This is a genomic window from Enterobacter sp. Taxon_2, from assembly GCF_058355295.1.
Window position 1 is genome coordinate 133,323 of record NZ_CM178024.1, and the last position, 13,428, is coordinate 146,750.

At 55.7% G+C, this 13,428-nt stretch carries 11 protein-coding genes; 7 read left to right on the plus strand and 4 right to left on the minus strand.

Translation table 11 applies throughout. The features are described from left to right. Positions 1-17: 17 nt before the first annotated feature. From mtlR to AC4IC4_RS00615, 3 genes are all read right to left on the minus strand, one after another. Complete coding sequence (mtlR, locus tag AC4IC4_RS00605; protein ID WP_032645094.1) at positions 18-608, minus strand: mannitol operon repressor MtlR; 591 nt, start codon at positions 606-608, stop codon at positions 18-20. After that, on the minus strand, positions 605-1,753 hold the full coding sequence (gene mtlD, locus AC4IC4_RS00610; RefSeq protein ID WP_024906602.1) for a mannitol-1-phosphate 5-dehydrogenase: 1,149 nt from the start codon (positions 1,751-1,753) through the stop codon (positions 605-607). Before mtlD ends, mtlR begins: the two co-directional genes overlap by 4 nt. Positions 1,754-1,854: 101 nt before the next feature. Beyond that, entirely contained in the window at positions 1,855-3,762 is a 1,908-nt protein-coding gene (locus AC4IC4_RS00615; RefSeq protein WP_032650759.1) for a PTS mannitol transporter subunit IICBA, read from the minus strand. Positions 3,763-4,419: 657 nt separating this feature from the next. On the opposite strand from AC4IC4_RS00615, the gene AC4IC4_RS00620 reads away from it, so the two are divergent. The 6 genes from AC4IC4_RS00620 (at position 4,420) to aldB (ending at position 11,572) form a co-directional block, all read left to right on the plus strand. Beyond that, positions 4,420-4,776, plus strand: a complete 357-nt coding sequence (locus AC4IC4_RS00620; protein WP_024906600.1) for a DUF3302 domain-containing protein — start codon at positions 4,420-4,422, stop codon at positions 4,774-4,776. Positions 4,777-4,778: 2 nt separating this feature from the next. Continuing rightward, positions 4,779-5,915: an HlyD family secretion protein gene (locus tag AC4IC4_RS00625; RefSeq protein ID WP_491471983.1), complete on the plus strand. Its 1,137-nt coding sequence runs from the start codon at positions 4,779-4,781 to the stop codon at positions 5,913-5,915. Positions 5,916-6,005: 90 nt separating this feature from the next. After that, positions 6,006-6,614, plus strand: a complete 609-nt coding sequence (locus tag AC4IC4_RS00630) for a glutathione S-transferase (RefSeq protein ID WP_157188431.1) — start codon at positions 6,006-6,008, stop codon at positions 6,612-6,614. Positions 6,615-6,717: 103 nt separating this feature from the next. Beyond that, positions 6,718-8,103 (plus strand): L-seryl-tRNA(Sec) selenium transferase, encoded by a 1,386-nt coding sequence (selA, locus tag AC4IC4_RS00635; protein ID WP_491471984.1) that lies wholly within the window; start codon positions 6,718-6,720, stop codon positions 8,101-8,103. Continuing rightward, on the plus strand, positions 8,100-9,947 hold the full coding sequence (gene selB, locus AC4IC4_RS00640; RefSeq protein ID WP_491471985.1) for a selenocysteine-specific translation elongation factor: 1,848 nt from the start codon (positions 8,100-8,102) through the stop codon (positions 9,945-9,947). The genes selA and selB overlap by 4 nt, the downstream gene beginning before the upstream one ends. Before the next feature lie 86 nt (positions 9,948-10,033). Beyond that, positions 10,034-11,572, plus strand: a complete 1,539-nt coding sequence (gene aldB / locus AC4IC4_RS00645) for an aldehyde dehydrogenase AldB (protein ID WP_024906595.1) — start codon at positions 10,034-10,036, stop codon at positions 11,570-11,572. Here the strand turns inward: aldB and AC4IC4_RS00650 are convergent. Then, entirely contained in the window at positions 11,569-12,534 is a 966-nt protein-coding gene (locus AC4IC4_RS00650) for a LysR family transcriptional regulator (protein ID WP_491471986.1), read from the minus strand. The genes aldB and AC4IC4_RS00650 overlap by 4 nt on opposite strands. A gap of 117 nt (positions 12,535-12,651) precedes the next feature. Between AC4IC4_RS00650 and AC4IC4_RS00655 the strand changes: the two genes are divergently transcribed. After that, positions 12,652-13,392: a MipA/OmpV family protein gene (locus AC4IC4_RS00655; protein WP_491471987.1), complete on the plus strand. Its 741-nt coding sequence runs from the start codon at positions 12,652-12,654 to the stop codon at positions 13,390-13,392. The last annotated feature ends 36 nt before the right edge of the window (positions 13,393-13,428 follow it).

Sequence of the window (13,428 nt, forward strand, 5' to 3'; positions counted from 1 at the left end):
CACCAATGTGAGCAGGCTTACTTCTGAAACGCTTTTTTTAAGCTGATTCGTGAAATCAGCTCAGTCAGGGAGAGAACCATCGTGGAACGGACAACCTGTTGATAACGCAGCTTTTGCATCGCGTAGAGCTCAGGGTCGCTGTTATCAAAATGGGGAGCAGGGGGCAGCGCGGTGACGCAGTGCAGCTCGCCGAAGGGCCCCAGGATCTCATCATCGGTAAAGGTGTATTCGTTACCGTCATGATTGAGTTCTTCGCGCAGCGCCATTAACAGCTCCGCATCTTCATATTCTTGCCGGTTCAGTACGCCAAGACCATAAATCAGCTTCAGACGCACGGATAAATCGCCCAGCGGTCCGTCTCCGTCCAGTAACGGTTCTACAGCATATTTTACCGCGTAGTCGTCTTTGCGAAACACCTGAAGCACCAGGATATTCACCGCCTCGGTTAACAGCTCGACGGCGGCAATCAGGAAACTTCGTACGGTTTTGCCAGCATTCAGACGCTCAAGCACACGATTTTCAAAGGCCTGGGTTTGTTCCATTATTGCCTGCATATCTGACAATCTGTTATCTGGGCGCAGGCTAACCTGCGCCTCACTGTGCATCATTTGGTTGCGTTGTATGCGTTAACCGCCTCCACAACCACGTCGCTGTTGGCGTCCAGACCGGAAATCTGCGCCAGCGCAGCCTGTGCGCCTTTGGTATCAATCAGCTGAGCCAGTTCCTGCGCCTGCGGGTCCTGCTCGCTGCGGTAGTGCATTGCGGCGGCAATCCCTTTCACCAGGTTGGCGTGCGGCAGGCCGTATTCCAGCGTGCCCAGCAGTGGCTTAATCAGGCGATCGCCCGCGCTCAGTTTGCGCAGAGGCTGACGGCCCACGCGCTCAACGTCATCTTTCAGATACGGGTTTTCAAAGCGACCGAGGATTTTCTGGATGTATGCTGCGTGTTTCTCAGCATCAAAACCGTAGCGTTTGATCAGCACCGCGCCGCTCTCTTCCATTGCCCCTTTTACCACCGCGCGGATCTTCTCATCGAGGATCGCGTCACGAATGGTCTGATGACCGGCCAATTTTCCGAGGTACGCGGTTATAGCATGCCCGGTGTTCAGCGTGAAGAGTTTGCGTTCGACAAATGCCATCAGGTTATCGGTTAATTCCATTCCCGGAATGGTCGGCAGGGCGCCTTTAAACTGGGTTTTATCAACGATCCACTCGCTGAAGGTTTCCACGGTCACTTCCAGCGGATCGTGGGTGGCGGATTCGGACGGCGGAACGATGCGATCCACAGCGGAATCCACAAAGCCGACGTGCGCTTCAACCCAGGCTTTATCTTCGTCTGCTACAGCGTTAAGAACGTGGCCTTTCAGCTGCGTGGTGCCGCGCACCATGTTTTCACAGGCGATGATGTTCAGCGGGGTGTCGATGCCCTGCGCTTTACGTTTTGCCAGGCCTTTCGCGACCGCAGGAGCGATGCGCTCAAGGACGACCGGACCTACGGCAGTGGTGACCAGATCGACGCTGGCGATAAGGTCGATAACGTCTTCACCGATGCTGCTGACCGCGTTGACGCCCGATACCGTCTCGACCTGCTCGTTTTCACCGACAACATGGACCTGATAGCTATGACGCGCATTCAGGGCATCCAGGACGACCTGATTCACATCGGCGAATGTCAGCGTAATGCCCGCGTCTGCCAGCAGTTTACCGATAAAACCACGACCGATATTACCTGCGCCAAAATGTAATGCTTTCATAGTGTTAACCTTCATCAATGTTTTTACCCGAGAGGGCTGGGGTGAGGAACGTTTTCCCCCTCACCCTAGCCCTCTCCCCGGGGGGAGAGGGAGGAGTACCGTTATTTGTTAAGCAGAGCCAGAACTTCGTCAACGCTTTCAGTCTGTGCCAGACGCTCGATGACGGACTCATCATCCAGCGCGTTGGTCAGGCTGGTAATCACCTGAATGTGCTCGTTGTTGCGAGCGGCGATACCAATTACCAGACGGGCGATGTCGTCTTCTTCTTCACCGAAGCGCACGCCCTGCGGATACTGACAGAATACGACGCCGGTTTTCAGGACGCGATCTTTCGCTTCGACCGTACCGTGCGGCACCGCGATGGATTCGCCCAGGTAGGTTGGCGTCAGTTTTTCGCGTTCCAGCATCGCGTCAACATATTCAGGCTGAACGTAGCCGCCTTTCACCAGTTGCTCACCGGCAAAGCGAATCGCGTCTTCTTTGGTTGCCGCGGTACGACCGAGGAAGATGTTTTCCGCACCCAGTTTGAACAGGTGGGCATTGCTCTCGTCAAAGCTGTCCTGCAGGCTGGAGCGCACTTTCACTTCGTTATCTTCGTGACGCTGCGCGGCAACCAGACGTTCGGTCAGGCTGGTGTACAGGCCGCTGTCGAGGAAGTTGGTCAGCGAAATGTGCTGTGCCTGCGGCACCTGGCGCATGGCGCGTTCGGTCAGGTCGCGGTGCGTGATGACCAGGTCAACATCCGGCGGCAGGCTGTTAATAGCGCTGTTGGTCACGGAGATGTTGGTCAGGCCCGCATCCTGCACTTTCTTACGCAGCACGCCTGCACCCATTGCGCTGGAACCCATACCGGCATCACAGGCAACGATGATTTTACGCACGTGGCTCAGGTCGTTAGAGACATCACCTGCTGCCAGTGGCGTCGCGCCTTTGGATTCGGCTTTCATGTCGTGCATACGGCGGGTTGCCGCTTCAATGTCATCATCTTCTTTCACTTTGCTGGTTTTCAGCAGGATTGAAGAGACCACGAAGGAGACGGCCATTGCCGCAAAGATCGCCGCGATGTTTGCGAAGTAAGCCCCTTTTGGCGTCATCGCCAGTACCGCCAGGATAGACCCCGGAGAGGCTGGAGAAACCAGACCACCGCCCAGCACGCTCAGGGTGAACACACCGGTCATACCGCCGAGGATAACGGCCAGGATCAGACGTGGGTTCATCAGCACGTAAGGGAAGTAAATTTCGTGGATACCGCCCAGGAAGTGGATGATCGCCGCACCGCCAGCAGACTGTTTTGCGCTGCCACGGCCAAAGAAGATGTACGCCAGCAGAACACCCATACCTGGACCTGGGTTGGCTTCAATCAGGAAGAAGATAGACTTGCCGAGATCGTGAGACTGCTGAATACCCAGCGGCGAGAAGATGCCGTGGTTGATGGCGTTGTTCAGGAACAGGATTTTCGCCGGTTCAACAAAGATAGACGCCAGCGGCAGCATGTCGTGCGCAACCATGAAGTTAACGCCTGCCGCCAGAATTTTGGACAGCACTTCAACCGCAGGGCCAATGCCGAGGAACGCCAGAATGGCGAGGATCATCCCGATGATGCCCGCAGAGAAGTTGTTCACCAGCATTTCGAAGCCGGATTTGATCTTACCATCAACCCAGACGTCGAATTTCTTAATCGCCCAGCCGCCCAGAGGACCGGCAATCATCGCCCCGAGGAACATCGGCATATCCGCACCGACGATAACACCCATGGTGGTGATAGCACCCACGACGCCACCACGGTCACCGCCCACCAGACGACCCCCGGTGAAACCGATGAGCAGCGGCAGGAGATAGGTAATCATTGGGCCAACAAGTTTCGCCAGCGTTTCGTTAGGCAACCACCCTGTCGGAATGAACAATGCGGTGATGATACCCCACGCGATAAACGCGCCGATATTTGGCATCACCATGTTGCTGAGGAAACGACCAAAGCTTTGAACTTTGATCTTGAAATCGGATGACATAAAACACCCCTTCTTCTGTTTACGCTTAGGCTTGTGGCCCGAGGTTTATTGTTAATGAGGCGGCAGAGGTAGCCGGACCCTGTTCTGATGCTGTGAAATCTGGCACTGAATCGTTCAACTGTCCAGACAGCGAAAATTTGTGTGACACATGTCACGTAAATGTAGGGGGTGTGGACATCAATGAGGTGATCTCAATCACAAAACAGGTGTGCAAAAAAAATACGATGGCGAGAAATACGGCAAAAACCACCCCTTTTCGTGATGTTTGTCACATTTTGATTTCATGTGTTTGTTTCTGGATTGTGACTGATTTCACAAAATATTTTTATGCGGATTTCTCCGGCTGTGATCGGCGGCAAACTCTGATTCGCGATTCAGCGCCAGGATGATATTGCACGACACGATAAGCTAAAAAACCACTTTTCATGTGTGGTATGGCGAAAAGTTAAAAGGTGGATTACGCTCATATTGTAAGGTTAAGTCTATTATTATTCAGGATATATTTTGACACGCTTATAAACTTGCATGGAGATATTATAAAAATACATACTTCCCGGCCCTGGGAATAATGAACACAACCCCGTGTTTATAAAAATTAATTAGGTTGCGTACCGTTTTATTAATTTAATGAGTTGACGTTGTTTAAGTGAGGAGAATATGTTTCTCAACTATTTTGCGCTGGGCGTATTGATTTTTGTATTTCTGGTTCTGTTTTACGGAATCATCGCCATTCATGACATCCCTTACAATATGGCCAAAAAGCGTAACCATCCGCATGCCGATGCAATTCATACGGCAGGGTGGATTAGCCTGTTTACGCTCCATGCCATCTGGCCGTTCCTGTGGATTTGGGCCACCCTGTACCGCGAAGATCGTGGCTGGGGTATGCAAAACCACATTACAAAGCCTGATGAGGTCCCGGGCATGGATGCGCTCGCCAAACGCGTGGCGGAACTCGAACAAAAGCTGGCCGCGGTAAAGCCTGCTGCTGATAAGAACACGCTGGAGCGCTAATCATGGATCTGTTGATTATTTTGACCTACGTGGCATTTGCCTGGGTGATTTTTAAAATATTCCGAATTCCGGTCAACCAGTGGACGCTTGCCACCGCAACATTAGGCGGCGTATTTATTGTTGCCGGACTTATTCTGTTAATGAACTATAACCACCCGTATACCTTTACGGCGCAAAAAGCGGTTATTTCCATTCCGATTACGCCGCAGGTGACCGGTGTGGTCAGCGAAGTGACCGATAAAAATAACCAGCTCATTAAAAAAGGCGAAGTGTTATTTAAACTGGATCCAGGCCGCTATCAGGCGCGCGTCGACAGACTTCAGGCCGACCTGGTAACCGCGACGCACAATATCGATAATCTGAAAGCGCAGCTGGCGGAAGCCGTTGCCAATACCACGCGCGTCTCCGCTGAACGCGATCGCCTCTATAAAGATTATCAGCGCTACCTGAAAGGCAGCCAGGCGAAGGTGAATCCGTTCTCTGAAAGCGATATCGACAACGCGCGGCAGAACTACCTGGCACAGGATGCCCTGGTGAAAGGCTCCGTTGCTGAACAGGTGCAGATCCAAAGCCAGTTAGACAGCATGGTGAACGGTGAACAGTCGCAGATTGCCTCCTTGCGCGCCCAGCTTGCCGAAGCCAAATACAATCTGGATCAGACCGTGGTGCGCGCGCCAAGCAATGGTTACATCACCCAGGTGCTGATCCGTCCGGGGACCTATGCCGCCGCGCTGCCTCTGCGCCCGGTGATGGTCTTTATTCCTGAACAGAAGCGTCAGATTGTGGCCCAGTTCCGTCAGAACTCGCTGCTGCGTCTGAAGCCGGGTGATGAAGCGGAAGTGGTGTTTAACGCGCTGCCGGGTCAGGTGTTCTCCGGGAAGCTTACCGCGATTCTGCCGGTTGTGCCGGGGGGGACCTATCAGGCGCAGGGCGCGCTGCAGTCGCTGACGGTCACTCCGGGTAGTGATGGTGTGCAGGCCATCATTGAGCTGAACCCTAACGCGGAGGTCGATGCGCTGCCAGACGGTATTTTTGCCCAGGTGGCTGTCTATTCGGACCACTTCGCCCACGTCTCGGTCATGCGTAAAGTGCTGCTCCGTATGACCAGCTGGATGCACTACCTCTACCTCGATCACTAATCCTTCCAGGGCAGGAATGCGACACGCAGACCTGCCCTTTTTTCATCGCTTGATCCATACTGACTTTTTTGCAGCATCAAGGATCAGGCAATGAAACTCATCGGCAGCTATACCAGTCCCTTCGTGCGAAAGATCTCGATTCTCCTGCTGGAGAAGGGGATTGAATTTGAATTCATTAATGAACAGCCCTACAACGCGGAAAACGGCGTTGCGCAGTACAACCCGCTGGGGAAAGTCCCGGCGCTGGTGACGGACGAGGGCGAATACTGGTTCGATTCCCCGATAATTGCGGAGTATATCGAGCTGCTGGGCGTTGCCCCGGCCATGCTGCCGGCTGACCCAAAAGCGGCGCTGGCAGTGAAGCAAATCGAAGCCCTGGCCGATGGCATTATGGATGCGGCGTTAACCTCCGTACGTGAACAGGCCAGACCCGCCGCCCAGCAGTCGGAAACGGAACTGTTACGCCAGCGGGAAAAAATCAGCCGCAGCCTGGACAGGTGCGAGCAACTTATCCGGGAGGGTAAGATTCACCCCGACAGCCTGAACCTGGGGACCATCGCCATCGCCTGCGCGATTGGTTATCTCAACTTCCGCCGCGTCTCCCCGGGCTGGTGCGTCGACCGTCCGCTGCTGGTGAAACTGGCAGACACGCTGTTTAGCCGCGAGAGCTTTGCCCGTACCGAACCGCCAAAGGCTTGACGCGGGTTATAACACTTCGGCGTCGGAGGCGGTACAATCCCTCCACATGTTAACTCCCTCTCCCGTCGGGAGGGGGGAAGATATTTACTCGCCAGGCGCTTTCATGACTACTCATCATTCGCTGTACAGCCAGATCCCCGCTATCGACCGTCTTCTTCGCGAGCCCCGCATTCATGATGTTGTTGAGCGCTTCGGCCATACCGCGACGGTGGAGATGTTACGCCTGCTTCAGGATGAAGCCCGATGCGCTATTCAGTCAGAAAACGCCTTGCCTGACTGGTGCACGGCGTGGGAGCAGGAAGTTGAACGCCGGCTGGATGGAAAGGCACAAAGCGCGTTACGCCCGGTGATTAACCTGACCGGTACCGTGTTGCATACCAACCTGGGCCGCGCGCAGCAGGCGGAAGAGGCTGTCGAGGCGGTTGTGCAGGCCATGCGAACGCCCGTGACGCTGGAGTACGATCTGGACGGCGCCGGACGCGGGCACCGCGACCGGGCGCTGGCGGAGCTGCTGTGCCAGCTGACCGGCGCGGAAGATGCCTGCATTGTGAATAACAACGCCGCCGCGGTGCTGCTGATGCTGGCGGCCACCGCCAGCGGAAAAGAGGTGGTGGTGTCCCGCGGCGAGCTGGTGGAGATCGGCGGGGCGTTTCGCATTCCGGACGTGATGCGCCAGGCGGGCTGCACGTTACATGAAGTGGGTACCACCAATCGCACCCATGCGAAAGATTATCGCGCGGGGGTGAATGAAAATACCGCCCTGCTGATGAAGGTCCACACCAGCAATTACCATATTGAAGGCTTCACCAAAACGGTTGACGAGGCGGAGCTAGCGGAAATCGGGCGTGAGCTGGATATCCCGGTGATTGCCGATCTCGGCAGCGGCTCGCTGGTGGATCTGAGCCTGTACGGGCTACCAAAAGAGCCGATGCCGCAGGAGATGATTGCGGCGGGCGTTAGCCTGGTCAGCTTTTCTGGCGACAAGCTGCTTGGCGGGCCGCAGGCCGGGATTATCGTCGGCAAGCGCGAGCTGATTGCACAGCTGCAGCAGCATCCGCTCAAGCGCGCCCTGCGCGCCGATAAAATGACGCTTGCCGCGCTGGAGGCGACGCTGCGGCTCTATCTCCACCCGGAGAAACTGGCCGACCGCCTGCCCACGCTGCGCCTGTTAAGCCGCGATGCCGCCTCGATTCGCGCCCAGGCCGAACTGCTGCTGCCGCGCATTGCCCCACACTACCCTGATTTTGACGTTCGCATTGAGCCCTGCCAGTCGCAGATTGGCAGCGGTTCGCTGCCGGTGGACAGGCTGCCGAGTGAAGCACTCACGTTCACGCCGCGTGACGGGCGCGGCAGCCATCTTGACGCCCTGTCGTCGCGCTGGCGCGGTCTCTCGACGCCGGTTATCGGGCGGATTTACGACGGCCGAATGTGGCTGGATCTGCGCTGCCTTGAAGATGAAGAGCGATTTCTGGAGATGTTGTTGAAATGATTATTGCCACCGCCGGTCACGTCGACCACGGAAAAACCACGTTGCTGCAGGCGATTACTGGCATTAACGCCGACCGCCTGCCGGAAGAGAAAAAGCGCGGCATGACCATCGATCTGGGTTATGCCTACTGGCCCCAGCCTGATGGCCGCGTGCTGGGTTTTATAGATGTTCCGGGGCATGAAAAGTTTCTGTCCAACATGCTGGCGGGAGTGGGGGGCATCGATCATGCCCTGCTGGTGGTGGCCTGCGATGATGGCGTCATGGCGCAAACCCGTGAGCACCTGGCGATCCTGCAGCTGACCGGCAACCCGCAGCTGACCGTGGCGCTGACCAAAGCCGATCGCGTGGATGACGCACGCGTCAGCGAGGTGCGCGAAACGGTCCTGGCGACCTTACGGGAGTATGGTTTTGCCGATGCTCCACTTTTTGTCACCGTGGCGACAGAAGGGCGGGGTATCAAGGAACTTCGCCACCACTTACAGCAGCTTTCGTCGCGCGATCACGCCAGCCATCACCGCTTCCGTCTGGCAATTGACCGGGCGTTTACCGTCAAAGGCGCGGGTCTGGTGGTTACCGGTACGGCGCTGAGTGGTGAAGTCAGCGTGGGAGATTCGCTCTGGCTGACGGGCGTGAACAAACCGATGCGCGTGCGCGGGCTGCACGCGCAAAACCAGCCCGCAGAGCGTGCTCATGCCGGACAGCGTATCGCGCTGAACATTGCCGGGGATGCGGAAAAAGAGCAGCTTAATCGCGGAGACTGGCTGCTGGCCGATGCCCCGCCGGAACCGTCTGAACGCGTCATTGTTTCCCTGCAGACACACATGCCGCTGACCCAGTGGCAGCCGCTGCATATTCACCACGCGGCCAGCCATATCACCGGGCGCGTGTCGCTGCTGGAAAACGACCTTGCCGAGCTGGTATTCGATTCGCCGCTCTGGCTGGCAGATAACGATCGTCTGGTACTGCGTGACATTTCTGCAAGGGAAACGCTGGCCGGGGCGCGGGTCGTCGCGCTGAATCCACCGCGACGCGGCAAGCGTAAACCTGAATATCTGCAGTGGCTGGCCGCGCTGGCGCTGGCCAGCGATGATAACGCCGCGCTGCGGGTACATCTCGATCGCGGCGCGGTAAGTCTGCGTGATTTTGCATGGGCACGCCAGCTGAGCGAGGAAGGCCTAATCCAGCTGACCCGGCAGCCGGGCTTTATTCAGGCTGGAAACAGTCTGCTTAATGCCCCGGTTGCGGCACACTGGCAGCGTAAGATACTGAACACGCTGGCGACGTACCATGAACAGCATCAGGACGAGCCAGGCCCGGGCCGTGAGCGTCTGCGACGCATGGCGTTGCCGATGGAAGACGACGCGCTGGTGCTGCTGCTGATTGAAAACATGCGCGAAAGCGGGGTGATTAAAAGCCACCACGGCTGGCTGCATCTGCCGGATCACAAGGCCGGATTCACCGCAGAGCAAGAGGCGATATGGCAAAAAGTCGCCACGCTGTTTGGTGATGAGCCGTGGTGGGTTCGCGATCTGGCTCGCGAAACCAACACCGATGAACAGGTGATGCGTCAGGTATTGCGCCATGCGGCGCAGCAGGGGCTGATAGTCGCGATCGTAAAAGATCGTTATTACCGTAACGATCGTATTGTGGCGTTTGCCAACCTGATCCGCGAGCTGGATCAGGAGCGGGGCTCCACCTGCGCGGCCGATTTCCGCGACCGACTGAACGTGGGCCGCAAGCTGGCGATCCAGATCCTGGAGTATTTCAACCGCATCGGCTTTACCCGCCGTCGCGGTAACGATCATTTATTGCGAGATTCGTTGTTATTTCCTGAAACTCCGTGACCTCCGTCGTAAACACCGTTACCGGCTGGCGAGAAAATCGTCAGCCGGAACTACCCTTGTTGTACACCAACAGCAAGGAGACGGACATGACAAACAATCCTCCCTCATCGCGTATCCAGCCCGGCGAGTATGGTTTTCCCCTCAAGCTGAAGCCCCGTTATGACAACTTTATTGGCGGCGACTGGGTCGCTCCCGTCGACGGCGAATACTATTCCAACCTGACCCCGGTTACCGGCCAGCCGCTGTGTGAGATTGCCAGCTCCGGTAAGCGTGATATCGACCTGGCGCTGGATGCGGCGCACAAAGCGAAAGAGAAATGGGCTCATACCTCCGTTCAGGACCGCGCGGCCATTTTGTTCAAAATCGCCGACCGGATGGAGCAGAATCTTGAGCTGCTGGCGACGGCGGAAACCTGGGATAACGGCAAGCCTATCCGGGAAACGATGGCGGCTGACGTGCCGCTGGCCATCGACCACTTCCGCTATTTTGCCTCCTGTATTCGCGCTCAGGAGGGCGGAATAAGCGAGGTAGACAGCGACACCGTGGCGTATCACTTCCACGAGCCGCTGGGCGTCGTCGGGCAAATTATTCCGTGGAACTTCCCGCTGCTGATGGCGAGCTGGAAAATGGCGCCCGCGCTGGCGGCCGGGAACTGTATTGTGCTGAAACCGGCGCGTCTGACGCCGCTCTCGGTGCTGCTGCTGATGGAAATCGTTGGCGATCTTCTGCCGCCGGGTGTGATTAACGTGGTCAACGGTGCTGGCGGGGAGATAGGCGAATATCTGGCTACCTCAAAACGTATCGCCAAAGTGGCGTTTACCGGGTCGACGGAAGTGGGCCAGCAGATCATGCAGTACGCTACGCAGAACATCATTCCGGTGACCCTTGAGCTGGGCGGGAAATCCCCGAACATCTTCTTCGCGGACGTGATGGAGGAAGAGGATGCCTTCTTTGATAAAGCCCTGGAAGGGTTTGCGCTGTTTGCGTTTAACCAGGGCGAAGTCTGCACCTGCCCAAGCCGCGCGCTGGTGCAGGAGTCCATCTATGAGCGCTTTATGGAGCGGGCCATTCGCCGCGTTGAGTCTATCCGCAGCGGTAATCCGCTCGATAACGTCACGCAGATGGGCGCGCAGGTCTCGCACGGACAGCTGGAGACTATCCTCAATTACATCGACATCGGCAAGAAAGAAGGGGCGGATATTCTGACCGGCGGACGCCGTAAAGTGCTGGGAGGAGATCTGCAGGAAGGGTATTACCTTGAGCCAACGATCCTGTTCGGTCAGAACAACATGCGCGTCTTTCAGGAGGAAATTTTCGGACCGGTGCTGGCCGTGACCACCTTTAAAACGATGGAGGAGGCGCTGGAGATTGCCAACGACACGCCGTATGGCCTGGGGGCAGGCGTCTGGAGCCGCAACGGTAATCTGGCGTATAAAATGGGCCGCGGCATTCAGGCCGGGCGCGTCTGGACCAACTGCTACCACGCCTATCCGGCGCACGCGGCCTTTGGCGGTTATAAGCAGTCGGGCATCGGGCGTGAAACCCACAAGATGATGCTGGAGCATTACCAGCAGACGAAATGTTTGCTGGTCAGCTACTCCGATAAACCGCTGGGGCTGTTCTAATCGCCCAGCTCAGGCCGTCCATGGGCGGCCTGAGCAATTTGCTGGCGCAGGCAGTTCAGAACGCCGTCCAGGACGTATTGCACACGCCAGGGCTGGTATTCACGTTTGCGGAAGATGGCCGTCAGATCGAGCCACCACTCCTCCTGATGCGGGAAGCAGGGGACCAGCATCCCTTGCGTTAATTCTTTCTTCAGACTCTCTTTGGGTGCAAAAACAATCCCAAGATTATTTCTTGCCAGCTCCAGGGCCGTCTGCGTATTGTCGCAAATATAATTACCGGTCACCCGGTAGTCGTGCACGTTATCACTGCCGTGCACGCGGAAACGCCAGATGTTCGCATCATCGACCAGCATGGAATCAATAAGAATGCAGGAGTGGTTAATTAAATCTTCAGGTCCCATTAAGGGATGTTTATTTAAATACTCAACGGTTGCGAATGCCGTAACGGAATATTTTGTCAACACGCTGGCGACCAGGCTTTCGTCTTTCGGTTGCGCATAGGTAATTAAAATGTCGCAGTCATCAGGAAAGGAAACGCCTTCTGAAAATTCATTGCGGTCCAGATTGTAGGTTTTCAGGGAGATGCGAATGTCACCGATGTCTTCTATCTGATGGATCACGTGGCGCGCGAGATAGGTCACGATACCTGTGGGGGCATAGATTGTGACCTTTCCGCGCTTTTCATGCTTATAATCAGCAATGAAATTAACGAGTTGACTGTTCTTATCCAGCGTGGCATTAACGTAAGGGAGTAACGCTTCACCAAACTGGGTCAGGGCCAGCTGGCGCGTGGTGCGCTCAAACACCTTCAGTCCAACCCGCGTTTCAAAATCAGACAGATATTTACTGACGTTGGCCTGCGCCATGCCCAGCAGGGCCGCGGCATCACCAATGCTGTGGGTGGCTGCGATGACGGATATAATTTTTAATTCGCGTGGCTTTAGCTGTAATTTATTCATCATGCGCACCCATCTATATGATTTTATATATAATATTATATAAACCGCAGCGTTGCATTGGCAAATTTGTAACCATTATTATGCGCCTCGCTTGTTTGGCATTTTAATGGATTACATGTAATGACTATTAAATACAATTTACTCATCGCTGCCACGTTATTTGCAACATCCTCAGCAATGGCCGGTGACTTTTCACTTGGAGCGGGGGCTGTATTTAATGAGTCTCCTTACAAAGGCTATAACGAAAATACTACCGCAGTACCGTTAATTAGCTATGAAGGCGATCGTTTCTATGTTCGTCAGACCACGGGTGGATGGATCCTGTGGAAAGACGCAAAAAATGAATTAAGCCTGACCGCAACGTGGATGCCGCTGCATTTCGATCCTGATGACAACGACGACCATCAGATGAAACAGCTTGATGAGCGTAAAGCGTCTGCCTTCCTCGGCGGCGCGTACTACCGCCATGAGAGCTGGGGTTCGCTCAAAGTGGCGGTCTCTGGTGATGCCATGGATGAAAGCGGCGGCGTGATCGGCGAGGTATCTTACTTCCGTCCAATCAGGATGGAGCGCCTGACCCTGACGCCTTCTGTTGGTGTGTTCTACAGCGACGAAAGCTATAACGACTACTACTATGGCGTATCCGGCAGCGAGTCTCGCCGCTCAGGACTGGATCAATACACCGCCGGTGATAGCTGGACGCCATACGTTGGCCTGGCGGCTAAATATCAGTTAACCCAGAAGCTGTACCTCAACGCCAGCGCGGTCTACACCGTGTTGCCTGACGACGTGAAGAATAGCCCGATGATCGACCGCGACGACAGCTTCGCGCTGATGACTGGCCTGACCTGGCGTTTCTGATGCGGTAAAGCCTGTTTACTCCCTCTCCCGTGGGAG

Coding starts and splice junctions, on each gene's coding strand:
- mtlR (WP_032645094.1), bottom strand. CDS start 608: ATGATGCACAGTGAGGCGCAGGTTAGCCTGCGCCCAGATAACAGATTG.
- mtlD (WP_024906602.1), bottom strand. CDS start 1,753: ATGAAAGCATTACATTTTGGCGCAGGTAATATCGGTCGTGGTTTTATC.
- AC4IC4_RS00615 (WP_032650759.1), bottom strand. CDS start 3,762: ATGTCATCCGATTTCAAGATCAAAGTTCAAAGCTTTGGTCGTTTCCTC.
- AC4IC4_RS00620 (WP_024906600.1), top strand. CDS start 4,420: ATGTTTCTCAACTATTTTGCGCTGGGCGTATTGATTTTTGTATTTCTG.
- AC4IC4_RS00625 (WP_491471983.1), top strand. CDS start 4,779: ATGGATCTGTTGATTATTTTGACCTACGTGGCATTTGCCTGGGTGATT.
- AC4IC4_RS00630 (WP_157188431.1), top strand. CDS start 6,006: ATGAAACTCATCGGCAGCTATACCAGTCCCTTCGTGCGAAAGATCTCG.
- selA (WP_491471984.1), top strand. CDS start 6,718: ATGACTACTCATCATTCGCTGTACAGCCAGATCCCCGCTATCGACCGT.
- selB (WP_491471985.1), top strand. CDS start 8,100: ATGATTATTGCCACCGCCGGTCACGTCGACCACGGAAAAACCACGTTG.
- aldB (WP_024906595.1), top strand. CDS start 10,034: ATGACAAACAATCCTCCCTCATCGCGTATCCAGCCCGGCGAGTATGGT.
- AC4IC4_RS00650 (WP_491471986.1), bottom strand. CDS start 12,534: ATGATGAATAAATTACAGCTAAAGCCACGCGAATTAAAAATTATATCC.
- AC4IC4_RS00655 (WP_491471987.1), top strand. CDS start 12,652: ATGACTATTAAATACAATTTACTCATCGCTGCCACGTTATTTGCAACA.